The organism is Paraburkholderia sp. BR14312, assembly GCF_040948675.1.
In the GTDB taxonomy this organism is placed as follows: domain Bacteria; phylum Pseudomonadota; class Gammaproteobacteria; order Burkholderiales; family Burkholderiaceae; genus Paraburkholderia; species Paraburkholderia nodosa_A.
This window is the reverse complement of record NZ_JBFPKI010000013.1, coordinates 33,216-57,848: the sequence shown is the minus strand read 5'-3', so window position 1 is coordinate 57,848 and position 24,633 is coordinate 33,216. Positions and strand designations below refer to the sequence as shown.

Here is a 24,633-nt window from a genome sequence, read left to right as displayed (position 1 = left end):
GATAGGATTCGCGCTACCGTAGCAGGGCCGCGCACGCCAGTCTGTCACCGGCGCGACAGAGCGGGCCGCGACGCACGGTCCGCCTGACAAGATCGACCCAAAGATTGACCTAACCCAGGAAAGCGCGATGTCGCAATCCATTATGCCCCCGGACGGAACACCGGCCGCCCGCGATTCATGGCGCGAAGGCGAGCGCATCGACGCCGCCAACGCCGCGCGTCTTGCCTCGCTGTTCGAGCGCTGCGCGTGGTTCCGCGGGCTCGCGCCCGAGCATCGCGAGTGGGTGCTGGCGTCGTCGCATGCGCAGGGCTATGCCGCGGGCGCGATCGTCGCCGCGCGTGAAGCGCCCTCCGACTGGTGGCTCGGCGTGAGTTCCGGCCTCGTGAAGCTGGCGATCTTCAATGCATCGGGGCGCGGCTGCACGTTTTCGGGCGTGCCGCACGGCGGCTGGTTCGGCGAGGGCAGCGTGATCAAGCGCGAGCCGCGCAAGTACGACGTGATCGCGCTGCAGCCGTCGCTCGTCATGGCCGTCGCCACTGAGACGTTCCACCGGCTCATGGATTGCAGCCTGCCGTTCAACCGCTTCGTGATCCATCAGCTCAACAACCGCATGGGCGAGTTCATCGCGTTGATCCAGAACAGCCGCTTGCTCGACGTCGATGCGCGCGTCGCGCAGTCGCTCGCGCAGATGTTCAATCCCGATCTTTATCCCGAGACGGGGCGGGCGCTCGACATCTCGCAGGAGGAGATCGGCATGCTGGCGGGCGCGTCGCGTCAACGGATCAATCAGGCCCTGCAGACGCTCGAGCGCCAGGGGCTCGTCGCGCTCTCGTATAACCGTGTGGACGTGCTCGATCTCGACGGGCTGCGCGCATTTGGCCGCGACCAGATCTGAGGACCGCAGAACTCCTTATCAATCTTGCGAGGAATGGAAGACTCTCTCCCTCGCTAGCCGGTTTTTGTGCGTGGCCGCGCTGCGTAGACTTTGCTCATCGAATTCATACGGAGAGCATGGTGAAAAACGCAATGCTGCGCGCGGCGCTGGTGTCGATGATGGCGATCGTTCCGGCGGTCTCGTTCGGTCAATCCACCGGCACGCACAACGGTCCGGTGACGCGGGCCCAGGTGCTGCAGGAATTGGTCGATCTGGAGTCGGTGGGCTACAACCCGGCTTCGGCGAACGATGCCACGTATCCGGAAGATGTGCAGAGCGCCATGCGCCGGCTCGCCGAAAAGCGCGCCAACGAAGCGCGTCTGGCGCAGGAGCAGGTCGCGCAATCGGGTTACGGCGCGCCGCCCGCACCCAATGCAGAAGCGGGGGCGCCCGCCGTGTCGGGCAGCGAGCCGCCGCCCGCGTATCGCCACCATTGATTGCGGCGCTAACCGCGCCCTGAGCCGGCCCGGGTGCCGCTGGCACCCTTGGCGCTCTCGGGGCCGGCCGCGACATCGGGCGGCACGCCGAGCAACTGGAGTGTGCCGGCCGTCACACCCGAAAATACCGGCCCCGCAACCGTGCCGCCATAAAATGCCTTGCCCGCCGGATCGTCGATCATGACCGCGACGATCACGCGCGGCGCGCTCATCGGCGCCATGCCGACGAACAGCGCCCGATAGCGGTTCTTCGCATAGCCCGCGCCGATCTGCTTGCGCGCTGTGCCGGTCTTGCCGCCCACCCGATAGCCTTCCACATTCGCGGCGCGCCCCGTGCCGCCGTCGCTCGTCGCCATCTCCAGCATCTTGCGCATGGCGGCGGCCGTGGCCGGCGTCGTGACCGCGCGCGCCGCCGACGCGGAGGCACCGCCCGCGCCGGCCGGCGCTTCGCGCAGGAGGGCGGCCGGATGCAGCGTGCCGTCGCCGGCGTAGGCCGTGTAGATCTGCGCCATCTGCAATAGCGATGTAGACAGGCCGTAGCCATATGCCATCGTCGCCTGCTCGATGGGGCGCCAGCGCGCCCACGGCCGCACGCGGCCCGGCGCCGCGCCCGGGAACGTGACGCCGGGCCGCTGCCCGAGCCCGTACTCCTGATACTTGTCCCAGATCGTTTGCGCGGGAAGGTTCAGCGCGAGCTTGGCGAGCGCGATGTTGCTCGACTTCTGGATCGCCTCCGCCACAGTCATGCGGCCATGATTCGAGGTGTCGTGAATCGTCGCGGGGCCGATGCGGTACGTGCCCGGCGAGGTGTCGATGAGCGTGTTCGCGTTGACCTTGTGCAGGTCCATCGCCAGCGAAACGACCACGGGCTTGATGGTCGAGCCGGGCTCGAACGTGTCGACCACGGCGCGGTTGCGCAGCTGCTTGCCCGTGAGCCGCGCGCGGTCGTTCGGATCGAACGACGGCCAGTTCGCGAGCGCGAGGATTTCGCCGTTCTGCGCGTCGAGCACGACGACGCTGCCCGCTTCCGCATGATTCTTCGCCACGGCCGCCTTGAGCTGCGTGTACGCGAGCTGCTGCACGCGGCGGTCGATGGTGAGCTGCACGGTGTCGCCGTTGCGCGGCTGCACGCGCTCGCTCGGCTCCGAAACGACGCGCCCGAGCCGGTCGCGGATCACCTCGCGCTGGCCCGGCGTGCCGCGCAGGCGTGCGTTCGCGGCGAGTTCCACGCCTTCCTGGCCGGCGTCTTCGATGTCGGTGAAGCCCACCACGTGCGCCGCCGATTCACCTTCGGGGTAATAGCGCTTCGAGTCGGCGATCAGGGTGATGCCGCCCATGCCCATCTCGTCGATGTGCGCGGCGGTGTCGGCGTCCACCTGGCGCTTGAGCAGCACGAAGGAGCGGTCGCCGGCAACGCGCCGGTCCAGTTCCGCGAGCGGCATGTCGAGCAGGCGCGCGAGCGGCGTGTGCGCGGCGGCATCGAGAAGCCGCGGATTCACCCAGACTTCGAAAGTCGCAAGGCTCACGGCCAGCAGCGCGCCGTTGCGGTCGACGATGCGCCCGCGCATCGCGTCGAGCTCCAGCGTGCGCTGGTAGCGCTTTTGGCCCTGCTTCACGTAAAAGCCGTGATTGGCGACCTGAATCCAGAACGCGCGCCCGGCCAGCGCTGCAAAGGCCGCGAAGGTGATGAACACGATGAACTTCGAGCGCCACGCGGGCAGGCGCGGCGCAAGCATCGGGTGACGGGTCGCGGTGGCGTGCGGGTCGCGCGGCGGTTTCCTGGAACGGATCATCGGCAAGGCGGGGTGGAAGGCAGAATCACATTGTAAACATGATGTAATTGAATTGAAATGATGGGTGCGCACGGCCGCGAGGCAATTGGGCGCGCGAGCGGTGCAGGGGAGCGGGGGAGGCGCAAAGCGAACCGGGCCGCGAATGCGGCCCGGCGGGTAGACATGCGTACCGGCGGCGAACCGGCGGCGAACCGGCGGCGAGCCGGCGGCGAGCCGGCGTGGCGACAGCGTTACGCGTGCGCGGGCAAGCGGAAGCTCGCGATCGACTCGCGCAGCACGCTCACCTGATCCTTGAGCGAATGGGCGGCGGCTGCGGCCTGTTCCACGAGCGCCGCGTTTTGCTGCGTCACCTGATCCATCTCGCCCACGGCGCGGTTGACCTGCTCGATGCCGGCGCTCTGCTCGCGCGAAGCGTTGCTGATCTCTTCGAGGATCTCGTGCACGCGTCGCACCGACTGCACGATCTCGGTCATCGTCGCGCCTGCGTTGGTCACGAGATGCTGACCTTCGGTCACGGTGCCGGTCGACTTTTCGATCAGCGCCTTGATCTCCTTGGCAGCGGTGGCGGAGCGCTGCGCGAGGCTGCGCACTTCGGCGGCCACCACCGCGAAGCCGCGGCCTTGCTCGCCCGCGCGCGCCGCTTCCACAGCGGCGTTCAGGGCGAGGATGTTGGTCTGGAACGCAATGCCGTCGATCACGCCGATGATGTCGCCGATCTGCTGCGAGCTCGTCGTGATGTCGCCCATCGTGCGCACGACGTCGTCGACTACGGCGCTGCCTCGCGTCGCGACGTCGGCGGCCTGGCTCGCGAGCGACGCCGCATGCTGGGCGCTGTCCGCGTTCTGGCGCACGTTCGCCGTCATCTGATCCATGCTCGACGCGGTCTGCACCAGCGCCGCCGCCTGCTCCTCGGTGCGTTGCGAGAGATCCGTGTTGCCAGCCGCAATCTCGTTCGCGCCCACGTTGATGTTTTCGGCGCCGCTGCGCACGCGCGAGACGGTTTGCACGAGCGCCGTCTGCATCGTCGCGAGCGCGCGCATCAGGCTGGTCTCGTTCGTGCCCTGCACCTGCAGCCGCAAGGTGAGATCGCCCTCGGCGATGCGATTGGCCGCGTCCACCGCGCCTTCCAGTTCGCCGCCGATGCTGCTGCGCACGCTGCGCACCACGAGCACCATCACGGCCGTGGCGGCCCCGCCCAGCAGGAAGGTCACGCCGAGCCAGCGCAGCAGGCTGTCGTAGAACTCGGCGCGCACGTCGTCCATGTACATGCCCGTCACGATCACCCAGTCCCACGGCACGAAGCGGCGTCCGAAGCTCAGCTTGGGAACGGGCTCGCTGTGGCCGGGCTTGGCCCAGAGGTAGTCGAGGAAGCCGCCGTTCGGGCCGCTCGCGGCGTTCACGAGCCCGGTGAACACATGGGTGCCCGCGGGGTCGGTGAAGTCGCTCAGGTTCTTGCCGTCGAGCTCGGGCTTGATCGGATGCATCAGCATGACCGACTGCGAGTTGTTGATGCTCAGATAGCCGTCGGTGCTGTAGCGGATCGAGCCGATCACGGTCAGTGCCTGCTTCTGGGCGTCGGCTTCGGGCATGACGTTGCGCTGCGAGAGCCCGTAGTAGTAGTTGGCGATGCTCGTCGCTTCGTCGACGAGCGTGGTGAGCTGCGCGCGCCGCTCGCGGATCATCGCTTCGCGGCTTTGCCAGGCGCCAAAGGCGACGATCAACAGCAGGCCGATCCAGAGGATCGCGATCATCGAGCGGAGCTTTTTGTTGAGGGTCATGTTCTGCATGGTCGGTCGGATATTTCACAGGGCAGGAGCGGTGCGACTGGCGATGCGTTGCCGCCAGACTGTGTTTACGGCCCACGCAAACGTGCGCGAGACCCAGGGGGAACCCTGCTTAGGCAGCTTTTTCTTCATACAAATCAAAGTCCTTGATCTGGCGCATATGACGCGCTGCTGAAACGCCTGCGAACGCGCCGACAAAAGCCACAAATTTCACAGCAACTCCATGATTTGCCACTCTTTGCAGGGATCGACTGCGGATAGGAATCATTTCCGATATAGTCGCGACTTTGCCCCCGGCCAGTCTGACTTCGAGGCTTGCGATCAAGCCGGGATGAAGGACCTTTACCAACGATGCGACGCACACGGCGCAGCCCCGCTGCGGCCCGCATGACGTCCACTGGAGCAACAAGAATGAACGCACGCGAACCCGCCCTGGTCCCCGCCGCTCTTGCCACATCGCGCAGCGCGCGGCTGCGCCAGATGCTGACCAGCAACGAACTCGAATTCCTGATGGAAGCGCACAACGGCCTTTCCGCACGCATCGCGCGCGAGGCGGGCTTCAAGGCGATCTGGGGCTCGGGCCTCTCGATCTCCGCGCAGTTCGGCGTGCGCGACAACAACGAGGCGAGCTGGACCCAGGTGGTCGACAACCTCGAGTTCATGGCCGACGCGAGCGACCTGCCCATCCTGCTCGACGGCGACACCGGCTACGGCAACTTCAACAACGTGCGCCGTCTCGTGCGCAAGCTGGAGCAGCGCGGTATTGCGGGCGTGTGCATCGAAGACAAGGTGTTCCCGAAGACCAACAGTTTCATCGGCGGCGAAGCGCAACCGCTTGCCGACATCGACGAGTTCTGCGGCAAGATCAAGGCCGGCAAGGATTCGCAGACCGACGAGCACTTTTCGATCGTCGCGCGCGTCGAGGCGCTGATCGCGGGCTGGGGCATGGACGAAGCGCTCAAGCGCGCCGAAGCGTATCGCCAGGCCGGCGCAGACGCGATCCTCATCCACAGCAAGCTTTCGAAAGCTGACGAGATCCTCACGTTCGCGCGCGAGTGGGCGGGCCGCGGCCCGCTCGTGATCGTGCCGACCAAGTACTACAGCACGCCGACCGAGGTGTTCCGCAAGGCGGGCATCAGCACGGTGATCTGGGCGAACCATCAGATCCGCGCGGCCGTTTCGGCCATGCAGGCCGTCACCAAAACGATTTACGACACGCAAACGCTCGTCGATATCGAAGACCGCATTGCTACGGTCAACGAAATTTTTCGCTTGCAGGACGCCGACGAATACTCGGAAGCCGAAGACCGCTACCTTAGCGCCACGTCGCGCGGCGCGGGCTCGGCGATCGTGCTGGCCGCGAGCCGCGGCTCGGGTCTCGACGCCTACACGGAAGACAAGCCCAAGGTCATGCTGCCGGTCGCGGGCAAGCCGCTCCTGCGCTGGCTCGTCGACGCGTTCAAGAAGCAGTCGGTCAACGACATCACCGTGGTGGGCGGCTACAAGGCCGAAGCCATCGACACGGCGGGCATCAAGCTCGTGCGCAACGAGCGCTTCGCGCAGACGAACGAACTCGCTTCGCTCGCGTGCGCGGTCGGCGCGCTCGACAACGACACGGTGATCTCGTACGGCGACCTCGTGTTCCGCAGCTACATCCTGCGCGATCTCGTGGAAAGCGAAGCGGACTTCAGCGTGGTGGTGGACTCGTCGCCCGAGTCGGAGAACAGCAGCACGCGCGACTTCGCATGGTGCTCGGCCGCCGACGAGCGCGATCTGTTCGGCAGCAAGGTGATCCTCGAGCGTGTGGCGAGCGACCCGGCCGCGAACGGCGCGGCCCCGCACGGCCGCTGGATCGGCCTCGTGAACGTGCGAGGCGCGGGCCGTGCGAAGCTCGCGAAGAAGCTCGCGCAGCTGCAGACGCGCGCCGACTTCGACACGCTCGACATGCCGGCGCTGCTCAATGCACTGATCGCAGACGGCGAGAAAATCGAAGTGCAGTACGTGCACGGCCACTGGCGCGGCGTGAACGACCTCGAAGACTTCCGCCGCGCGGGAGATTTCGCTCAGGGCGTCTATACGCACGCGCAAACGCCGCTGGGCGCGGAGGGCCAGGCATGATCGAAGCCGCACAATTCGTCGAAGCGGCGCGCTCGCGCGGCTTCGAGTGGTACGCCGGCGTGCCGTGCTCGTACCTCACGCCGTTCATCAACTACGTGCTGCAGGACGACTCGCTGCACTACGTGAGCGCGGCCAACGAAGGCGACGCGGTTGCGGTCATCGCGGGCGTCGCGCTCGCGGGCAAGCGCGGCGTCACGATGATGCAGAACTCGGGCCTCGGCAACGCCGTGAGCCCGCTCACTTCGCTGACATGGACGTTCCGTCTGCCGCAACTGCTGATCGTGACGTGGCGCGGCCAGCCGGGCGTGCCCGACGAGCCGCAGCACGCGCTGATGGGCCCGGTTACGCCGCAGATGCTCGAAACGATGGAAATTCCGTGGGAGACGTTCCCCACGGAAGCCGACCAGATCGCGGCGGCGCTCGATCGCGCCATCAAGCACATGGACGCAACGGGCCGCCCGTACGCGCTCGTCATGCAGAAGGGCAGCGTGGCGCCGTACGAACTCGAGGGCGGCGGCGCGATGCCGGCGAAGCACGCGCTGCCGATCGCGCAGGTCAAATGGACCGGGCGGACGCCTGATCAACTGCCCACGCGCCAGCAGGCGCTCGAGCGCGTGATCGCGGCGACGCCTGCCGAGTCGACGGTGGTCGTCGCCTCGACGGGTTTCTGCGGCCGCGAACTCTACGCACTCGACGACCGCTCGAACCAGCTCTACATGGTGGGCTCGATGGGCTGCGTCACGCCGTTCGCGCTCGGTCTCGCGCTTGCGCGGCCCGACCTCAACGTGGTCGCGCTCGACGGCGACGGCGCGGCGCTCATGCGCATGGGCGTGTTCGCCACGCTCGGCGCCTATGGCCCCGCGAACCTCACGCACGTGCTGCTCGACAACGGCGCGCACGATTCGACGGGTGGCCAGGCCACCGTGTCGGGGCAGGTGTCGTTCGCGAACGTGGCCGCCGCGTGCGGTTACGCCGACGCCGTGGAAGGCGACGATCTCGCCATGCTCGACAGCGTGCTCACCGCCGCGCGCGAACGTGCGAAGCGCGCTTCGGGTGTCGAAGGCACGCGCTTCGTACGCCTGACGATTCGCCGCGGTACGCCCGATGGCCTGCCGCGCCCCACGATCACGCCGCCCGATGTCAAGACGCGCCTCATGCGCCACATCGGCGCCGCTGTCGTCACGTCCGCTGAATAAGGAACTACCATGTTGTTGCTCAATCCCGGCCCGGTCACGCTCACCGAACGCGTGCGCCAGAGCCTCCTCCAGGAAGACCTGTGCCATCGCGAAAGCGAGTTCTTCGACGTGCAGGAAGAGGCGCGCACGCGTCTCGTGGGCGTCTACGATCTCGACCCCGCGCAATGGCAGGCCGTGCTCATAACGGGCTCCGGCACGGCTGCGGTCGAAAGCATGATCTCGACGCTCGTGCCCGCGAACGGCAAGCTGCTGATCGTCGAGAACGGTGTGTATGGCGAGCGCATCACCGCGATCGCGAAGCAGTATGGCATCGCGCATGAAGTGGTTAAGCACGACTGGATGCAGGCGCCGGATCTCGCGCGCATCACGGCCGCGCTCGACGCCGACAAGTCGGTCACGCACGTCGCGATCATTCATCACGAAACGACCACGGGGCGCCTGAACGATCTGCGCACACTGGGCGAAGCGTGTTGCGCGCGCGGCGTGCAGATGCTCGTGGACGGCGTGAGCAGCTTCGGTTCCGAAGCGATCGATTTCGGCGACGCGAGCATCGCGGCGGTGGCGGCCACGGCGAACAAGTGCCTGCACGGCGTGCCGGGCGCGGCCTTCGTCGTGGTGCGGCGCGCCGCGCTCGCGCAAGCGCATAGCCGCACGTACTATCTCGATCTCAAGCGTCTTGCCACGCTGCAGGACCAGCGCAATACGCCGTTCACGCCTTCGGTGCACGCGTACTACGCGCTCGTCGAGGCGCTGCGCGAACTCGCTGAAGAAGGCGGCTGGCAGGCGCGTCACGCGCGCTATGCGGCGCTTTCCGAGCAGGTGCGCGCGGGGCTCGCTGCGCGCGGCATGGAAAGCGTGCTGCCGAAGGACGAATCGTCGGTGGTGCTGCGCGCGTTCCGCTTGCCCGCGGGCGTCGATTATCCCGCGCTGCATGACGCGCTCAAGGCGCGCGGTTTCGTGATCTATGCGGGGCAGGGCGGCTTGTCGGCGGAACTGTTCCGCATCTCGACGATGGGCGACATTCACGCCGCCGATGTCGAGTGCTTGCTGGCGGCGTTCGATGAAGTGACGCGTTAAGGGCGTATTTCGCAAGCGACTAACGGGCGGCTTCGGCCGCCCGTTTGCTTTTTTGGTCGAGCTTCAATATCCCGTGACTACCGCAAGCGCAAGGGTCGCAGAAGACAGCACGAGCAGCACGAGAAAGAGCGGCAGAATGAAGCGTATCCACTCGCCGAAGCCCACGCGCGCCGTGGCGAGATACGCGAGCAGCATGCCGGAGGTGGGCGTGACCATGTTCGTGAGGCCGCCGCCCAGCACGAATGCGAGCACCGAGGTCTGGCCGCTCACGCCCGAAAGCTGTGCGATAGGCCCGATGATCGGCATGCTCACCGCTGCCTTGCCCGAAACCGAAGGAATGAACACGTCGAGCAGCATCTGCACGGCCATGAGTCCGTTGGCGACCCAGACGCTCGAGCGTCCGTGCGCGAGGCGCGTGAAGTAGTCGATCAGCGTATCGAGCACGAAGCTGTTCTGGAGGATCAATTCGACCGATGCCGCAAGCCCGATCAGGAGACCCGCGAGCACCATGCCCTTCATGCCGTCGACAAAGGCCTCGGACGCGCTGCGCGAATCGAGCCGCCCGACGAGCGCTGTCACGATGCTGATCGCCACATAGAATGCGGAAAGCTCGACGTTGCCCCAATTCAGTTCGCGCGTGCCGAACACGAGTGCAGCGGCCGCAAAAGCGAGGATGACGAGCGTCGCCTTGTGGCGGCGCGAGAGCGGCGTAGGCGCATGCAGCGCCTCGACGGCGGCCTCGCGCCGATAGCCGCTGCGACGCACATAGAGCAGCAGATACGCGACGCCGATCGTCAGAAACACCACGAATACGCCGAGCCGCAGCGCCAGCCCGCTGAAGAGCGGCACGCCGACGATGGGCTGCGCCACCGCGAGAGAAAGCGGATTCGTAACCGACGCGATATAGCCGATCTTCGCCGCGATCGCGACGAGCGCCACTGCGAACAGATTCGAGAGGCCCAGCCGCTTCGCGAGCAGCATCACCATCGGGATGATGACCAGGTACTCGGAAATGAATCCGAGCAGGGTGCTGCCAAGCCCGATCAGGATCATGAGCAGCGGCGCGAGCACGTAGACGTTGCCGGCGGTGAGCTGGAGCAGGCGGTCGATGCCGGCGTCCACTACGCCCGTGCGTTTCATGACGCCGAACATGCCGCCCACGAACATCACCATGACGATGAGCGGCGCGTTCTTGATGAGCCCGTTCGGGATGGCGACGAACACGGAGACGAGGCTCGCGGGCGCCGCATGATCCAGCGTGCTCTTTGTCACTGACGGCGCGACCAGCGTGGCGAGATCGCTGCTTTTCGGCACCACGTGGTAGGTGCCCGGAATCACCAGCTTGTCGTGGCGCTCGAAGCGGCCCGCGTCGACGAACCAGGTCATCGCCAATGCGGCGGCGAGTACCCAGAGCATCATAACGACAGGGTGCAGCATCTTGCCGTGCGGCCTGGTTTCCGGTTTTGCGTCTTCGGTGGGCGTCGTGTCTTCGCGCGGGGAAGAGGGCGGAGCGGCGATCATGATAAGGATTCCTCTGTGCGTACTCAGGCGGAAAGCGCCGCGGCGCGTGCGCCCGCATAGCCGAGTTCGGCGGAGATCGCATCGGCGCAGGCTTGAAGACGTTCGAGGTAGTCGGGAATCTCGGCGCGGCCGATGCGCATTTCCGGCCCTGAAATGGCGACGGCCGCCACCGTCGCGCCCGACATATCGCGCACCGGCGCGGAGATCGCCACTGCGCCGGCCGTCACTTCGGCGAGACTCACGGCGTAGCCCTTGCGCGCGATCGCATCGAGTTCCTCGACAAGCGCGATCAGGTCCGGCGCCTCGGGCATCTTCTTCATGCGCGCGAGATAGTCGGTGCGCACGGCACCGGGTGCGAACGCGAGCAACACCTTGCCCGAAGCGCCGTGGTTGATCGACCGGCGGTTGCCCACCGCGCCTACTGCTCGCACCTGGTGCGTGGTCTCGCAACGCGCGACGCAAACCGTCTCGAGGCCCTCGCGCACCCGCAGCACGATCGTCTCGTTGATCGCCTGGTTGAGCGCGAGCATGTGGCGCGAGGCCGAGCGTACGAGCGTGTTTTGCTGCGTGGCCGCCACGCCTAACACGAAGGCTTGCGGACCGAGCGCGTAGGTGGAGGTTTGTGCGTCCTGTACGACATAGCGGTGCAGCTCCAGCGTGCAGAGCATGCGGTAGGTACGCGATTTGTTGATACCCAGCTGCGTGGACAGCTCCGTTACGCCAAGGCCGGGATGCTCGGCCACGTAGCTGAGCAGTTTGAGCGCGTTGTCGACGGCATCGACGATATAGGTCATGGTTATGCTCACTTTGCGTTGAGTCGCGCGCGCGCCCAATCGGCGAGGGCGTCGGCGAAGGCGTCGAGGTCGCGCTTGAGCGTGTCGAAACCCGCATGCTTCGAACACGTCGCCTCATCCATGTAGAGCGCGCGGTTCAGTTCGATCTGGATGCTGTGCCGGTTGCGCGCCGGATCGCTCACGGCGCGCAGCAGGTCGCCGCCCTGGTAAGGCTCGTTGATCTGCACGCGATAGCCGGCGGCCGCAAAGTGCTCGGCGACCCATTGCGTGAAGGCCGGATCCGACGTCGTGCCGCGCCGGTCGCTGATGACGAAATCGGGGCGCGCCTCGCCCGAGTCGACGTTCATTTCGTTGCCGCGCGATTTCATGGAGTGACAATCCACGTGCCATAGCGCGCCGTGTTGTGCGTAAGCCGTTTCGGCCGCCTGCGCGAGCGCCGCGCGGTAGGGGCGGTAATACGCGTCGATGCGGTGCCGGACTTCATCGACAGAAAGCTTGCGATCGTAGAGCGGCATGCCGGGCAGCGCGTAGCGGCGGATCAGTCCCATGCCGCGTCGCGTGTACGGCTCGGGCGCGAGCGGCTCGGGCCAGGGCTCGGCGAGCAGTTCGGCGTCGATGTCGGTGATGGCGCGGTTCGGGTCGATATAGGCGCGCGGAAAGCGTGCGCCGATCAGCACGCCGCCGCGCGCGGGAACGCCGCCCCACAGTTCGTCGACGAACGCGTCCCACGAGGTGAGGATCGCCTCGCGCGGCGCGACGGTGCCGAAGTCGTCCGGCAGCGTAATGCCGCTATGCGGGGAGTCGAACACGATAGGCAGCGGCGCAGCCTGTGCCGCAACGGTGAAGCAGGGCGCGTGTTCGTCTGCCTGGGGGGAAAGAAGGCTGGTGTTCGTCATCCTAGTCAGTCACTTGTCGCGTGTTTTAATGAATAAAACAGCGTTTTAATTTCAAGAGACAGCGTAGCGCGCGGTAAAAATTGGGCCGATTGGGGTTTCCCCTGGAATGGCTCGGTAAAAACGGTGAAACGAACCAACTGTAAAGGATTACAGCGATTTTGACGGACGCCGCGACGCCTTGGGTCGTGTCGCGGGTTTTTGACAGCTTCTTGACGGGACGGAAAGTCGGCCCGAATAATTAATAATACGCTGTTTTAAACAATAAAACAAGCGGGTGGGGCAAGCATCGCTAACGGGGACTACGAGCAGGCAACCGTCGCTCTGCGCTGCACAGCGATGCCGTTTCATCAGGACTGCAAAAGATAGATCGCACCTCGCGGCGCGCATCTGGAGATCAACGTCAATTCACGGCACATCGAATGCCAGAAGGAGAAAAACGCATGTTTCACGCATCCCGGCACACCCTCGCACTCGTCATCGGCGGTCTCGGTCTCGCGGCTTCGCACGCTAACGCGCAGTCGAGCGTCACGCTCTACGGCATCGCCGACGGCGGCTTCACCTACACGAGCAACCAGGGCGGCAAGTCGAACTTCCAGGCGACGGCCGGCAGCGAGCAGGGCTCCCGCTGGGGCCTGCTCGGCAGCGAAGATCTGGGCGGCGGCAATCGCGCGATCTTCCGCCTCGAGAACGGCTTCAACCTGCAGACCGGCACCGCGAGTGCGAACGGTCGCATCTTCGGCCGCCAGGCGTGGGTGGGCCTCGCGAGCGACCGCTGGGGCTCGCTCACGTTCGGGCGCCAGTACAACGCGGCGCAGGACTCGCTCGAACCGCTGCAAATGGCCGTGGAGACGTCGCAGTACGGTACGCACCCGTTCGACACCGACGACCTGAACAACACGTTCCGCACCGACAACTCGGTCAAGTACGTCACGCCCAATTTCCACGGCCTGACGATCAACTCGATGTACGGCTTCAGCAACAACGCGGGCAACTTCGGGACGAACCGTTCATGGAGCGTAGGCGCGAGCTATGCGGGCGGGCCGCTGCAGTTCGGCGCAGCGTATGTACAGCTCGATCATCCGGCCACGGACACGACCGGCGCGATTCCTTCGGACAACTACTTCACGTTCCTGAAGGGCATTACGCAGCAGCGCATCTGGGGCGCGGGCGGTGTGTACACCTTCGGCAACCTCGGCGTGGGCGCGATGTACACGAACGTCGCGTTCGAGCTGACGCCGCAAAGTCAATACCAGCACTATCAGAACGCGGAAGTCAGCCTGCGCTATGCGATCACGCCGTCCATTCATGCCGCGATCGGCGAAACCTGGACGGGCGTGAATGCGAACGGCCAGAAGGATAGCTGGCACTACTGGCAGACGACCAGCGCGCTGCAATACTTCCTCTCGAAGCGCACGGATGTCTATCTCGACCTCATCTATCAGCGCGCAACGAACGCCGTGGCGCAGATCGAAGGGACGTCTGGCGCATCGAGCAACGTCAACCAGTTCCTCGCGGTGACGGGCATCCGCCACAAGTTCTGAGTGGCTGACCCGGGCGGTCAGTTCGCGGCGCGCTCGCGCGTGCCGATCGTGCTGGCCGCCTTCGCCTGCTTCGCGGGCTTGCGCCGCGCACGCGCTTTCTTGAGCCAGATGAGCACGCCGGTCACGCTGAGCATCGCGACGACAACGCCGGTAATGCTGATGGCGATACGTCCCGGCAGCCCGGCAATGCGGCCCGAGTGCAACGGAAACTGCGCCTGCATGAAGATATCGCCTGCGCTGCCGCGGCCCGGAATCTGCCTGCCGAGCACCTGGCCCGTGCGCGCGTTCATGATGAGCCAGGCATTGCCGAGGCCCGCGTCGCCGTGATCGTTGCCCGCCTCGAAGTAGCCCACGCCATACACGCCGGAGGTGGGCAGCCCGAAGAGTCCCCCCGGCGGCGCTGTGATGCCTTCCCGGCGGCCCATCCCGGCGGCTTCCGCCACGATGCGTTCGCGCGCGGCGGTGGCTTCAGCGGGCGTGAGCGCGGGGCTCGGCGCGACGATGCGGAACGGGTCCGGCGCGAGCGTCGAGAACACCGACACCACGGGGCGCACGACCTGCGTGCCGAGGTTCATCGAAATCGATGTCACGGCCACCACGATCAGGAGTCCCCAGAGCCACACGCCGCCCGAGCGGTGCAGATCGAACGTGAGCGCATACCCGCCGCGCTTCACGCGAAAGGCGAGCGACTTGCGCCAGCTTTTCAGGTTCGGGAACGCGAGGACGATCGCGATGAAGCCGTCCAGCAGCCATACCATCCCCACCACGCCCATCGTCCACACGCCGAAGTCGATGCCCATCTTCGTCGGCATGAATAGCGTGTAGTGGAGCTGGTAGAGGAAGGGGATCAGGTTCTGGCGCGCAAGCGAAGCCTTGCCCCACATGCGGCGGCCTTGCTCCGCGCCCGTGACGGGGTCGAGCGCGACCTGGTTGAAGTCGAGCGCATAGGGCGCCTGGCTCCCGGGGTTCAGGCGCGGCGCGACTTGCGCGATCCAGGTATGGCCGGGCTCGACGGAAAGCGGCATGAAGGTTACGACCGCATGCGGTTCTTCGGCCTCGAGACGCTTCGCGAGTTCGAGCGCAGGCAGCGGGGTGCCCGGCGTCGCGCTACGGAAGAACGTTGGATTGAGCAGCGCGTCGAGTTCGTGGTCCCACGCGATCACCGCGCCGGTCAGTCCGGCGAGGAACAGGAAGGCTGCGGTGCCAAGACCGAACCAGCGGTGCAGGCGGACCAGCATCGGTCTCATGCAAAACCTCGGCTCGCCGGCCGGCGCGCGGGGGCGAACGCAATCACGATTGGGCTCACGGCAATCCTGAAAAATACTGCAAATAGGAATCGTTTGCATTCTACGGATCGACCGTCGAAGGCGCAAGCTTTGCGAAAGGCGAGGATATGGGGGCGGAAGAAGCGCGGAGCGCGCAGAAGCGGACGCGGCGCTTGCGAGATGTCGCCGCGAGCGCCGCTACGACCATGAGACGCGATGCCCGGCCGCGGCGACCGGGCGTGCGATCACACGGGGTCCTTGTCCGGCGGCCCCTCGGGCTGCTGAGGTTCGTCCTTGTGATGGCCCGGTGCCGGTGGGGTGAGCGGGTCGCGTTCGGGGTCCCGTGTCGGATCGGCGAGTGGATCGGGAAGCGGATTCGTGTGCGAGCAGATCATCGCGAGGTCCTCTTGCGCTAAAGCGTGCGGACGTGTGGTGCGCGTCAACCTATAGCGTAGGCGATCGATTGCATGCCTGGCACTCGCAATTGAACAATCGCCGCGCGCGAGTGCGTGCGAATCAGAGCCCGTCGAGGTCGGCCGGCGTGTCGACGTCGCGCAGAATGCCCGGATCGTCGACTTCGATGCGTGTGAGCGGGTGGGTGCTCAGCAGGGCGCGTGCGCCCGCGTCGCCGTCGAGCGCGACGAGCGCTGCGCGATGCGCGTAGCCGAAGCCCACCGGATGTCCGCGCTGCCCGCGATAGAACGGCGCGACGAGCGACGCGCCGCCATCCAGTGTGCGCGCCACGGCTTCGATCGATTCGACGGCAATGCAGGGCATGTCGGCCAGCGCGACGATCCAGCTTTCCGCTTCGTGATCGGTTTCCACGCCCGCAGCGAGGCTCGCGCCCATGCCGCGCGCGGCGTCGGGGGCGAACACCACCTCGCAGCCCGCGTCGTTGAGCACATGCGCGAGTGTTTCCGCCCCGGGACGGACAACGGCGATCACTTTGGGTACGACGCGTAGCAGCCGTTGCGCGGATTCGCGCGCGACGCATGTGCCTTCAGGGAGGGGGGCGAGGAGCTTGTTGCGCAGTCCGTTGGGATCGAAGCGCGAACCGGTGCCGGCGGCGAGCAACACGCCGGTGGCGAACGAAGCATAGGCCATGGCTGTGATACGCCGCGAAGAGGGTGAGCAGTGATTGTGCGGCGCAAGCGCGCGTGAGGCAAGCCCCGCGCGCGGCATAGGCCTTGCTCTGTCCTGCGTTTGCCGACTGCGCATGCACTATGCGGGTGCAGACCGGTGCCGGTCACGCAAGCGAATTCATCTGTGGAACGACCTTGTCGAGCGTGATCGGCAAATCGCGTACGCGCACGCCCGTGGCGTGATACACGGCATTCGCAATCGCCGCCGGCACGCCGGTAATGCCGATCTCGCCGATGCCGCGCACGCCAAGCGGATTGAAGCGCAGATCGGGTTCGCCGACGAACAGCACGTCCAGCTCGCCGATGTCCGCGTTCACGGGCACGTGATATTCCGCGAGATTGTTATTCGCAATGCGGCCCATGCGCGTGTCGAAGAGGCCCTCTTCGTGCAGGGCCGTGCCCACGCCCCATACCATGCCGCCCATCAACTGGCTGTGTGCCGTTTTTTCGTTGAGCACGCGTCCCACGTCGTACGCGCCGACGATGTGCGCCACGCGCATCGTGCCGGTATCGGCATCGACGTGCACTTCGGCGAATACCGCGCCGAATGAGTGAAACGCATACTGCTGCTTCTCCGCGCCTGGCTTCGTCGCGGCCTGCGCCTCGAGCGGCTGGCCGCCCGCGCGTGCGATGACGGCGGCGGCCGGGTCGCGTCGCGAGCTGTCGCTGCGGCTTACGACCCAGCCGTCCTGCACGGTCACGTCGTCGGCAGCGAGTCCGTAGACGGGCGAGCCGCGATCGGCGCGCGCGAGCGCAATGAGCTTGTCGCGTACGGCCATGCACGCGGCCTGCACGGCGGGCGAGACACTCGCCGCCGACTGCGAGCCGCCCGAAACGGGCGCGATCGGCAAGGTCGAATCGCCCAGCGCGAAGCGGATGCGGTTGGGCGGGAAGCCCAGCGCGTCGGCGGCCACCTGGGTCATCACCGTGTAGGTGCCGGTGCCGATGTCCTGGGTGCCCGACGCGACTATGGCGTTGCCGTCGGGCAGGATGCGCGCCACGGCGGCGGCTTCGCTGCGGTTCGCGGGATAGGTCGCGCTCGCCATGCCGAGGCCGATGAGCGTGTTCCCGTTGCGCATGGCGCGCGGCGTGGCGATGCGCCGTGACCAGTTGAAGCGTTGCGCGCCCGCCTCGTAACACTGGCGCAGCGCTTTCGACGACCACGGCTTGCCGTCCTGCGGCTCGCTTTCCGCGTAGTTCTTCAGGCGCAGCGCAACCGGGTCCATTTTCAGTTGCCACGCCAGCTCGTCCATGGCCGATTCGAGCGCGAACGAGCCGGTGGTTTCACCGGGCGCGCGCATGAAGGTCGGTGTGCCGACATTCAGGGGTACGACACGATGACCCGTGCTGCAATTGGGCACCGCGTACATCACGCGCGTGACGAGGCCGCACATCTCGAGCCAGTCTTCGAACGTGGATGTGTGGGCCAGCGTGTCGTGGCGCAGGCCCGTGAGCGTGCCGTCCGGGCGCGCGGCGAGCGACAGATGCTGCTCCGTGTGCGGGCGCGAGCCGACGGGGCCGAACATCTGCGGCCGCGCGAGCGCGAGCCTCACGGGGCGTCCCGTCTGCTTCGCGGCCATTGCGCACAGGCTCACGTGCGACCACGACGAACCCTTGCAGCCGAAGCCGCCGCCGAGGAACGGCGAGATCACGCGCACGTTGTCCGGCGCGATGCCGAACACGGCCGCCACCGCGTCCCGCGCGCCGCTCACGCCCTGGGTGGCGTCGTAGAGCGTGAGATCCGGGCCGTCCCAGTGCGCCATCGTCGCGTGCGGCTCCATCGGGTTATGGAATTGCGTGGGCGTGGTGTAGACGGCATCGAAGCGCACCGCGCCTTCATGCAACCCGGCTTCGACGTTGCCGCGCGTCGATTCGACCGGGCGCCCCATTGGGCTGGGCGGCGCGTGCGCGTCGCCTTTCGCGCGATTGAAGTCGAGCGTGGCCTGCGTCGGCGCGTAGGCGATGTCGACGTGACGCGCGGCATCGGTGGCGTGTTCCAGCGTGTCGGCAACCACGACTGCAACGGGCTCGTTGCTGTAGCGCACGACGTTGTCCTGTAGCAGCGTGAGGTGCCGTCCCGCTGGTGGTTTGAGCGGCGAGCGCCCGCCGTTGGGCAGCCGCATCGCGCTCTGGTACGTCATGACGAGCAGCACGCCGGGCATGGACTGGGCAGGGCTCGAGTCGATCGACGTGATCGTGCCGCTCGCAATCGTGCTGGTCACGAGCACGGCATGGGCGAGCCGCGTTTCCGGGAAATCGCTCGCGTAGAGGGCGCCGCCCGTGACTTTGAGCATGCCGTCGATGCGGTCCATCGGTTGTCCGGTCAGCGCGCTCATGCGAAATCTCCGGTGTTGTTGCCTTGCGTGCCGGTGGCGGCGAGCAGCGTCGAGCGGATGATCGCGCGTTGCGCGAGTCCGACCTTGAACGCATTGCCGCTCAGCGGCTTCGCCTGCGCGAGTTCCGCCGCGGCGGCCTCGCGTAGCGTCGACGCGCTGAGCGTCTTTCCGGCGAGATGCTGTTCCGCCACGCTCGCGCGCCACGGTCGGTGCGCCACGCCGCCCAGCGCGATATGCGCCGCGCGGATGCGGTGGCCGTCGAGTTGCAGCGCGCTCGCGACCGAGACGAGCGCGAACGCATAGCTCGCGCGGTCGCGGATCTTGAGGTAGTGCGCGTGCTCGCTGAACAACGGCGGCGGCAGGTCGACCGAGGTAATCAGTTCACCTGATTGAAGTGTCGTGTCGAGATCGGGCCTGTCGCCGGGCAGGCGATGAAACGAGGCGAACGGGATGGTGCGTGCGCCGCCCGGTCCGCTCACTTGCACGGTGGCGTCGAGCGCCGCGAGCGCAACGCTCATATCGGACGGATTGACGGCCACGCATTGCGCGCTTGCGCCGAGGATCGCATGCATGCGGTTAAAGCCCTCAATCGCTGCACAGCCGCTGCCGGGCGCACGCTTGTTGCATTGGGTGAACGCGGTGTCGTAAAAGTACGGGCAGCGTGTGCGTTGCATGAGATTGCCGCCCACGGTGGCCATGTTGCGCAGCTGCGGCGACGCGCCGGCGAGCAGCGCCTGCGAGAGCAGCGGGTAACGCGTGCGCACGAGCGTGTGATTGGCCGCGTCGCTGTTGCTCACGAGCGCGCCGATGCGCAGGCCGCCGTTGGGCAGCGTTTGAACTTGATCGAGCGCCTCGATGCGCGTGATATCGATGAGCGTCACCGGATGCGCGATGCCGCCTTTCATGAGATCGAGCAGATTCGTGCCGCCGCCGATGAACGCCGCACCGGGACGCTGCGCGGCGGCAATCGCGCCGTTCACATCGGCGGCGCGCTGGTACGAGATGGCATCCATTTGTGTGCCTCCGTACTCAGGCGCCGGCCGTGTGCGCGTCGCGCACGGCGGCCACGATGTTGACATAGGCGCCGCAGCGGCAGATGTTGCCGCTCATGCGCTCGCGTATTTCGGCATCGCTCAGTTGGGCGGGGCGCGTGCGCACGTCGGGCGTAGCGGCGCTCGCTGCGCCTGCCGCGAATTCGCTCAGGCATGCCGTGGCCGAACACAGTTGGCCCGGCGTACAGAAGCCGCACTGGAAGGCGTCGTGCTCGATAAACGCACGCTGCACGGGACTGAGCGTGGCCACGCCCGCGAGCCCTTCGACCGTGGTGATGCGCTGGCCTTCGTGCATCACAGCGAGCGTGAGGCAACTGTTGATGCGCCGTCCTTCGACGAGCACCGTGCAAGCGCCGCACTGGCCGCGATCGCAGCCCTTCTTCGTGCCGGTGAGTCCCGCGTAGTCGCGCAGCGCATCGAGCAGCGTGACGCGCGGTTCGATATGCAGCGTGTAGGCGCGGCCGTTGATGTCGAGCCTGACCGGCTGCGCGGGCGCGGGCGGCGGCGCTTCGGTGGGGGCGGTGGCAGGCGGCGCATTCTGTGCATGCAGATGAGGCGTCGCGCTCAACGCGGCAGCGGCGGCCGCCGATTGCAGGAAGCGGCGGCGGGTGACGTCGGCGGGCGCGCGGGAGGGGGAAACTTGGGAGGCGTCGTCGCAATCGCACGGCGCATCGAGGGGACGTTCGTTGGACATGGCGATCTGCGGACTCCAGGATGAAGACAGTACATAAACCGGGACTTCAAGCGCTGGCCGCGCGGGGGCTTCGTCGCGCAGCGGCGCGCCTCTTTCGTGAAGCAATTCCGATGCCGCGGTTGCTCGGCCGGGCACTGCAGAACTGCAAAGTGCACTTCTCGAACACGAAAGTAAAGCGCTTACGTGTGAATTTTTCGCTGCATATTGCTTGATGGCGCAACGCTGTCGCATGACTGGCGCCATTCCGGCGCGAAGCTGGCGCCATGGACAGAAATGCAATGCGGCAGGCGGGAAAAGGGTATTGAAAGATGATTGCGCGACGAGTCGTTCCGCGCAACGCCTACGCTATGCGCGGTCTTCCTGAAAGTTGAGGTGTCGGCCTGGCTATCTGGTGCTTCACGCTCGACCACAATGGTACGGAGTCCTTCCGACACGCCGTAGACCGCAGCGGCGGTGCGCTTGCAGACATTCGCCTTATCGATCGACTGAGGAATTGCGCACGAGTCAATCGAGAGGATCGCTAACCATGCCGGCGGTGCTCAGCGCAGCCACGGCCTCGCGCAGCCACACGAGCGCCGGATCGGCGTGATTGCGTGGGTGCCATGCCGCATGCATCGAAAAGCCGCGTGCCTCGAACGGCAGCGCGAACAGATCCACGCGGTCCTGGTAGCGTGCGGCGAGCCGATAAGGCAGCGTTGCCACGTAGTCTGTGCGAGTGAGCACCTCGGGCACGAGCGTGAAGTGCTGTACTGAGTGCGCCACGCGGCGGCGTCGGCCGAGCGCTTCGAGATGTTCGTCCATGAAGCCGAAGAAGCTCGCGCCGCTGGTCGAAACGAGCACGTGCTCGAGCGCGCAATAGCTGTCCAGGTCGAACGGGGCTGCGCCGCGCGGGTGCCCTTTGCGCTGCGCCACGACGAAGTGTTCGTCGTAGAGCTTTCTGGCCTTGAGCGTTGGCGGCACCTGTTGCGCGGAGCCGAGCAGCAAATCGATTTCGCCGCGCTCGAAGCGCTCGGCGAGCGAGCCGGATTCAATCGCGATGAACGCCAGTTGCAGGCCGGGCCCAGCCAGACGCGGCCACGCGATCATCAGCGGCAGGCCGAGCACGGCCACGCACTGGTCGCTCGCGGCGACCACGAAGCGCCGTGTACCCGTGAACGGATCGAAGGCGCTCTCGCGGCGCACCACCGTTTCGAGCGTCTTGAGCGCCGCATGCAGCGGCTCCATCAGTTCGAGCGCGCGCGCCGTGGGGGTCATGCCGCGGCCATTGGCGGCGGGAAGGAGCAGCGGATCGTCGAAGAGTTGGCGCAGCCGGGCAAGCTGCGCCGAAACAGCCGGCTGCGTGAGATTCAAGCGCGCGGCGGCGTGCGTCACGTTCAACTCGGCGAGCAGGGCGTCGAGTGATACGAGCAGGTTGAGGTCGATACCGGAGAGATCAATCACGGTGATGGGTGGAATGTCGGCAATTGATTTCAAGAATACGTCTCGCTCGCCTAGAGTTCAATCCGTCAGATGAACACCTTTCCACTAGGAGAAGCCATGAAAGCCTGGATGCTCGATCAACCCGGTCAACCGCTCGCACTGCGCGACGTGCCGCAACCCGAACCGCGCCGCGGCGCGCTGCTGGTGCGCGTGGAGGCCGTGCCGCTCCTGAGCTATACGCGCCAGTACGTGCAGGGCAAGCTGCCCTACGGCTACCCGCAGGGGCCGTTTTCGCCGGGGACCAACGGCATCGGTCGGGTGCTCGCGGTCGGTGAAGGCGTGTACGGCTATCGCGTCGGCCAGCGCGTGGCGCTGAGCCCCTACTGGATCGCCGACGAAGCGCTGCGCGAGCCCGCCCAGGCGCTGCTCGGGCTCACGGCGATCAGCCCGGACAGCGGGCCGATGCTCGGCGATTATCCGCACGGCACGCTGCGCGAGGCGGTCGAGTTTCCGGCCTCGACGGTATTTCCGCTCGATGGCCTCGATCATGTTCTTTCGGCGCAGCTCGCGGCGCTCGGCAAGCTCGTGGTGCCGTTCGGCGGCCTGCGGCGCGGCCGGCTCGCGGCAGGCGAAACCGTGGTGGTGAACGGCGCGGCCGGCGCGTTCGGCTCGGCGGCCGTGCTCGATGCGCTCGCACTCGGCGCAGGCCGTGTGGTGGCGCTCGGACGGCGCGCGGCGGCGCTGGCGCCGCTCGCGAAGCTCGGCGGCGGGCGTGTGGTCACCGTCGCGCTCAGCGGTGAGATGGCGCGCGACGTGGAGGCCATCCGTGCGGCCGCGAACGGCGGCGCCGATCTCGCCTTCGACATGGTGGGCCACGCCACCGACCCGGGCGCTACGCTCGCTGCGCTGCGCAGCCTGCGCCGCAACGGCCGCATGGTGCTGATGGGCAGTATGGAGGTGGATCTGCCGATCAAGTATGGCGAGATGCTCATCAACAACTGGGAGTTGATGGGCCACTTCATGTACAGCGGTGCGGACTACCGTGCGCTGATCGCGCTCGTGCAGTCCGGGCAACTGCCGCTCGATGCGATCGAAGTCCAACGTCACCCGTTCGATGCGCTGGAGACCGCGATCGACGCGGCGGAAAAGGCGGAAGGGCTGACCTGCGTGACGGTCTGCACCTCGCAAGGCGCTTGAGCGCGCCATAAACAAATCGGCCCGCAAGCGCGATTGACGCTTGCGGGCCGATGACGTTGCGAGTGCAGCGAGGTTCAGTCGATGCCGTGGAACACGGCGTCGTCCGGGCCGAGGTAGGCAGGCGGACGCCAGACAGCGTCGCGCATCGAGTGCTGCACGAGATTTTCCACGCCCAGCAGCACCGCGAAGATCGCCATGCGCACCGGAATGCCGTTGTCGGTCTGGCGGAAGATCGCGAGGCGCGGATCGTGGTTCAGATCGGTCGAGAGATCGTTGGCGCCAGGGCGGCTATCGCGCGGCAGCGGGTGCATCACGAGCGTTTCAGCGCTGCAGCACTCGTCCATCGTTGCCTGGTTGATCTGGAATTCGGGCGTGTAGCCTTCGAACGACTCGTCGGCGAAGCGCTCCTTCTGGATGCGCGTGGCGTACACCACATCCGCTCCGCGCAGGCCCGCGCGCAGGTCGTGCGTCTGCTCGACCACATGGCCGTTGGTCGAGATCTTGTCGACGATGTACGCCGGCATTTCGAGCTGCGGCGGCGAAATGAGCGTGAACTTGATGCCGCGATACAGCGCGAGCAGCTTCACGAGGGAGTGCACCGTGCGGCCGTACTTGAGGTCGCCCACGAGCGCGATATGCGCGCCGTCGACGATCTTGCCCAGACGCGAGAACTCGCGCTGGATCGTGTAGAGATCGAGCAGTGCCTGGCTCGGGTGCTCGCCGGGACCGTCGCCGCCATTGATCACGGGGATGTTCACGGCGCGCGCGAATTCGGCCACCGAGCCTTGATCAGGATGCCGAATCACCATCGCATCCACGTAGCCGGCCATCACGCGGCTCGTGTCGTAGATCGATTCGCCCTTGGCCATCGAGGAGAACGTGAAGCCGGTCGTGTCGCACACCGAACCGCCCAGGCGGCAGAACGCGGCGCCAAAGCTCACGCGCGTACGCGTGCTGGCTTCGAAGAACAGGTTGCCGAGCACCGCGCCTTCGAGCACGCGCGAGATTTTCCGGCGGCGCGCGATGGGCTGCATGATGTCGGCGACGCGGAACAAGGCCTCGACGGAGTCGCGCGAGAACTGGTCCACGGAAAGCAGTTGCGGCTTGCCCTCGAACTGCATCTGGCTGGCGAGCGAGCGCGCCGAGTCTACGCTTTGCGTATAGTCTTCGCGCGGCTCGCCGTTGCCGACGATTTCCGAAACGAAGCGCTCGACGATCTCCGGCATGGCGCGCGATTCCTGCGACTCCTCGGGCAGCAGCCACGTGTCGAGCGCACGACGCGACACGCCGATGCGGCTCGCAAATGCGTCGCGGGTCATGTTCAGACGCCGCATGGCGTCACGGAGGAAGGCTTGTTGCGGAACGCTCATGCTGGCACCCGTGATTTCTGGTTAATGTACGCGGTGCGTATATTAGTTCGGTGGTGTGAGAAGTCAA

Annotated in this window: 21 protein-coding genes; 8 read left to right on the top strand and 13 right to left on the bottom strand. The window is 66.4% G+C overall.

Going from position 1 to position 24,633, the window contains the following annotated elements; all coding sequences use genetic code 11:
- Positions 1-142 precede the first annotated feature (142 nt).
- Positions 143-895 carry a Crp/Fnr family transcriptional regulator gene (locus AB3X98_RS31495; RefSeq protein WP_368605753.1) on the top strand — a complete coding sequence of 251 codons (753 nt, stop codon included), beginning with the start codon at positions 143-145 and terminating at the stop codon, positions 893-895.
- 119 nt (positions 896-1,014) lie between these two features.
- Positions 1,015-1,371 carry a DUF4148 domain-containing protein gene (locus AB3X98_RS31490; protein ID WP_368605752.1) on the top strand — a complete coding sequence of 119 codons (357 nt, stop codon included), beginning with the start codon at positions 1,015-1,017 and terminating at the stop codon, positions 1,369-1,371.
- An 8-nt stretch (positions 1,372-1,379) separates the two neighbouring features.
- Here the strand turns inward: AB3X98_RS31490 and AB3X98_RS31485 are convergent, their stop codons facing one another.
- Positions 1,380-3,164, bottom strand: a complete 1,785-nt coding sequence (locus tag AB3X98_RS31485; protein ID WP_368605721.1) for a peptidoglycan D,D-transpeptidase FtsI family protein — start codon at positions 3,162-3,164, stop codon at positions 1,380-1,382.
- 230 nt (positions 3,165-3,394) lie between these two features.
- The gene (locus AB3X98_RS31480; RefSeq protein ID WP_342946691.1) at positions 3,395-4,942 is read right to left on the bottom strand and encodes a methyl-accepting chemotaxis protein; all 1,548 of its coding nucleotides are present in this window, start codon (positions 4,940-4,942) and stop codon (positions 3,395-3,397) included.
- Positions 4,943-5,359: 417 nt separating this feature from the next.
- Here AB3X98_RS31480 and aepX point away from each other — a divergent pair, with 417 nt between their 5' ends.
- The 3 genes from aepX to AB3X98_RS31465 are packed head-to-tail and all read left to right on the top strand — an operon-like array spanning position 5,360 to position 9,339.
- On the top strand, positions 5,360-7,066 hold the full coding sequence (aepX, locus tag AB3X98_RS31475; RefSeq protein ID WP_342946689.1) for a phosphoenolpyruvate mutase: 1,707 nt from the start codon (positions 5,360-5,362) through the stop codon (positions 7,064-7,066).
- A complete protein-coding gene (gene aepY / locus AB3X98_RS31470) occupies positions 7,063-8,262 on the top strand; it encodes a phosphonopyruvate decarboxylase (RefSeq protein WP_368605720.1) in 1,200 nt (399 codons plus the stop codon). The genes aepX and aepY overlap by 4 nt, the downstream gene beginning before the upstream one ends.
- A 9-nt stretch (positions 8,263-8,271) precedes the next feature.
- Positions 8,272-9,339 carry a 2-aminoethylphosphonate aminotransferase gene (locus tag AB3X98_RS31465; protein WP_368605719.1) on the top strand — a complete coding sequence of 356 codons (1,068 nt, stop codon included), beginning with the start codon at positions 8,272-8,274 and terminating at the stop codon, positions 9,337-9,339.
- Positions 9,340-9,402: 63 nt separating this feature from the next.
- On the opposite strand, the gene AB3X98_RS31460 is transcribed toward AB3X98_RS31465, so the two are convergent.
- The 3 genes from AB3X98_RS31460 to AB3X98_RS31450 are packed head-to-tail and all read right to left on the bottom strand — an operon-like array spanning position 9,403 to position 12,550.
- Complete coding sequence (locus tag AB3X98_RS31460) at positions 9,403-10,860, bottom strand: YfcC family protein (protein ID WP_368605718.1); 1,458 nt, start codon at positions 10,858-10,860, stop codon at positions 9,403-9,405.
- 23 nt (positions 10,861-10,883) lie between these two features.
- On the bottom strand, positions 10,884-11,654 hold the full coding sequence (locus AB3X98_RS31455; RefSeq protein WP_368605717.1) for an IclR family transcriptional regulator: 771 nt from the start codon (positions 11,652-11,654) through the stop codon (positions 10,884-10,886).
- An 8-nt stretch (positions 11,655-11,662) separates the two neighbouring features.
- Positions 11,663-12,550, bottom strand: coding sequence for an N-formylglutamate amidohydrolase (locus AB3X98_RS31450; protein WP_083245007.1), 888 nt, complete (start codon positions 12,548-12,550; stop codon positions 11,663-11,665).
- 440 nt (positions 12,551-12,990) lie between these two features.
- On the opposite strand from AB3X98_RS31450, the gene AB3X98_RS31445 reads away from it, so the two are divergent.
- Positions 12,991-14,091 carry a porin gene (locus tag AB3X98_RS31445; protein ID WP_368605716.1) on the top strand — a complete coding sequence of 367 codons (1,101 nt, stop codon included), beginning with the start codon at positions 12,991-12,993 and terminating at the stop codon, positions 14,089-14,091.
- 17 nt (positions 14,092-14,108) lie between these two features.
- Here the strand turns inward: AB3X98_RS31445 and AB3X98_RS31440 are convergent, their stop codons facing one another.
- From AB3X98_RS31440 to AB3X98_RS31415, 6 genes are all read right to left on the bottom strand, one after another.
- Positions 14,109-15,338 (bottom strand): PepSY-associated TM helix domain-containing protein, encoded by a 1,230-nt coding sequence (locus AB3X98_RS31440; RefSeq protein ID WP_368605715.1) that lies wholly within the window; start codon positions 15,336-15,338, stop codon positions 14,109-14,111.
- A gap of 263 nt (positions 15,339-15,601) precedes the next feature.
- A complete protein-coding gene (locus AB3X98_RS31435) occupies positions 15,602-15,751 on the bottom strand; it encodes a hypothetical protein (RefSeq protein WP_176732810.1) in 150 nt (49 codons plus the stop codon).
- 121 nt (positions 15,752-15,872) lie between these two features.
- Positions 15,873-16,460: an NTP transferase domain-containing protein gene (locus tag AB3X98_RS31430; protein ID WP_069261784.1), complete on the bottom strand. Its 588-nt coding sequence runs from the start codon at positions 16,458-16,460 to the stop codon at positions 15,873-15,875.
- A gap of 142 nt (positions 16,461-16,602) precedes the next feature.
- Entirely contained in the window at positions 16,603-18,834 is a 2,232-nt protein-coding gene (locus tag AB3X98_RS31425) for a xanthine dehydrogenase family protein molybdopterin-binding subunit (RefSeq protein WP_368605714.1), read from the bottom strand.
- Positions 18,831-19,847, bottom strand: coding sequence for a xanthine dehydrogenase family protein subunit M (locus tag AB3X98_RS31420; RefSeq protein WP_368605713.1), 1,017 nt, complete (start codon positions 19,845-19,847; stop codon positions 18,831-18,833). The genes AB3X98_RS31425 and AB3X98_RS31420 overlap by 4 nt, the downstream gene beginning before the upstream one ends.
- 16 nt (positions 19,848-19,863) lie before the next feature.
- On the bottom strand, positions 19,864-20,580 hold the full coding sequence (locus AB3X98_RS31415; protein ID WP_342946679.1) for a 2Fe-2S iron-sulfur cluster-binding protein: 717 nt from the start codon (positions 20,578-20,580) through the stop codon (positions 19,864-19,866).
- Between the two features lie 20 nt (positions 20,581-20,600).
- Here AB3X98_RS31415 and AB3X98_RS31410 point away from each other — a divergent pair, with 20 nt between their 5' ends.
- Positions 20,601-20,792, top strand: coding sequence for a hypothetical protein (locus AB3X98_RS31410; RefSeq protein ID WP_368605712.1), 192 nt, complete (start codon positions 20,601-20,603; stop codon positions 20,790-20,792).
- Between the two features lie 292 nt (positions 20,793-21,084).
- On the opposite strand, the gene AB3X98_RS31405 is transcribed toward AB3X98_RS31410, so the two are convergent.
- Complete coding sequence (locus tag AB3X98_RS31405; protein WP_368605711.1) at positions 21,085-22,053, bottom strand: LysR family transcriptional regulator; 969 nt, start codon at positions 22,051-22,053, stop codon at positions 21,085-21,087.
- Between the two features lie 63 nt (positions 22,054-22,116).
- On the opposite strand from AB3X98_RS31405, the gene AB3X98_RS31400 reads away from it, so the two are divergent.
- Positions 22,117-23,196: a zinc-binding dehydrogenase gene (locus AB3X98_RS31400; protein WP_368605710.1), complete on the top strand. Its 1,080-nt coding sequence runs from the start codon at positions 22,117-22,119 to the stop codon at positions 23,194-23,196.
- A 74-nt stretch (positions 23,197-23,270) separates the two neighbouring features.
- Here AB3X98_RS31400 and AB3X98_RS31395 read toward each other — a convergent pair whose 3' ends face one another.
- Positions 23,271-24,566 carry an aspartate carbamoyltransferase gene (locus AB3X98_RS31395; RefSeq protein ID WP_069261789.1) on the bottom strand — a complete coding sequence of 432 codons (1,296 nt, stop codon included), beginning with the start codon at positions 24,564-24,566 and terminating at the stop codon, positions 23,271-23,273.
- Positions 24,567-24,633 lie beyond the last annotated feature (67 nt).

Coding starts and splice junctions, on each gene's coding strand:
- AB3X98_RS31495 (WP_368605753.1), top strand. CDS start 143: ATGCCCCCGGACGGAACACCGGCCGCCCGCGATTCATGGCGCGAAGGC.
- AB3X98_RS31485 (WP_368605721.1), bottom strand. CDS start 3,164: ATGATCCGTTCCAGGAAACCGCCGCGCGACCCGCACGCCACCGCGACC.
- AB3X98_RS31480 (WP_342946691.1), bottom strand. CDS start 4,942: ATGACCCTCAACAAAAAGCTCCGCTCGATGATCGCGATCCTCTGGATC.
- aepX (WP_342946689.1), top strand. CDS start 5,360: ATGAACGCACGCGAACCCGCCCTGGTCCCCGCCGCTCTTGCCACATCG.
- aepY (WP_368605720.1), top strand. CDS start 7,063: ATGATCGAAGCCGCACAATTCGTCGAAGCGGCGCGCTCGCGCGGCTTC.
- AB3X98_RS31465 (WP_368605719.1), top strand. CDS start 8,272: ATGTTGTTGCTCAATCCCGGCCCGGTCACGCTCACCGAACGCGTGCGC.
- AB3X98_RS31460 (WP_368605718.1), bottom strand. CDS start 10,860: ATGATCGCCGCTCCGCCCTCTTCCCCGCGCGAAGACACGACGCCCACC.
- AB3X98_RS31455 (WP_368605717.1), bottom strand. CDS start 11,654: ATGACCTATATCGTCGATGCCGTCGACAACGCGCTCAAACTGCTCAGC.
- AB3X98_RS31450 (WP_083245007.1), bottom strand. CDS start 12,550: ATGACGAACACCAGCCTTCTTTCCCCCCAGGCAGACGAACACGCGCCC.
- AB3X98_RS31445 (WP_368605716.1), top strand. CDS start 12,991: ATGTTTCACGCATCCCGGCACACCCTCGCACTCGTCATCGGCGGTCTC.
- AB3X98_RS31440 (WP_368605715.1), bottom strand. CDS start 15,338: ATGAGACCGATGCTGGTCCGCCTGCACCGCTGGTTCGGTCTTGGCACC.
- AB3X98_RS31435 (WP_176732810.1), bottom strand. CDS start 15,751: ATGATCTGCTCGCACACGAATCCGCTTCCCGATCCACTCGCCGATCCG.
- AB3X98_RS31430 (WP_069261784.1), bottom strand. CDS start 16,460: ATGGCCTATGCTTCGTTCGCCACCGGCGTGTTGCTCGCCGCCGGCACC.
- AB3X98_RS31425 (WP_368605714.1), bottom strand. CDS start 18,834: ATGAGCGCGCTGACCGGACAACCGATGGACCGCATCGACGGCATGCTC.
- AB3X98_RS31420 (WP_368605713.1), bottom strand. CDS start 19,847: ATGGATGCCATCTCGTACCAGCGCGCCGCCGATGTGAACGGCGCGATT.
- AB3X98_RS31415 (WP_342946679.1), bottom strand. CDS start 20,580: ATGTCCAACGAACGTCCCCTCGATGCGCCGTGCGATTGCGACGACGCC.
- AB3X98_RS31410 (WP_368605712.1), top strand. CDS start 20,601: ATGAAGACAGTACATAAACCGGGACTTCAAGCGCTGGCCGCGCGGGGG.
- AB3X98_RS31400 (WP_368605710.1), top strand. CDS start 22,117: ATGAAAGCCTGGATGCTCGATCAACCCGGTCAACCGCTCGCACTGCGC.
- AB3X98_RS31395 (WP_069261789.1), bottom strand. CDS start 24,566: ATGAGCGTTCCGCAACAAGCCTTCCTCCGTGACGCCATGCGGCGTCTG.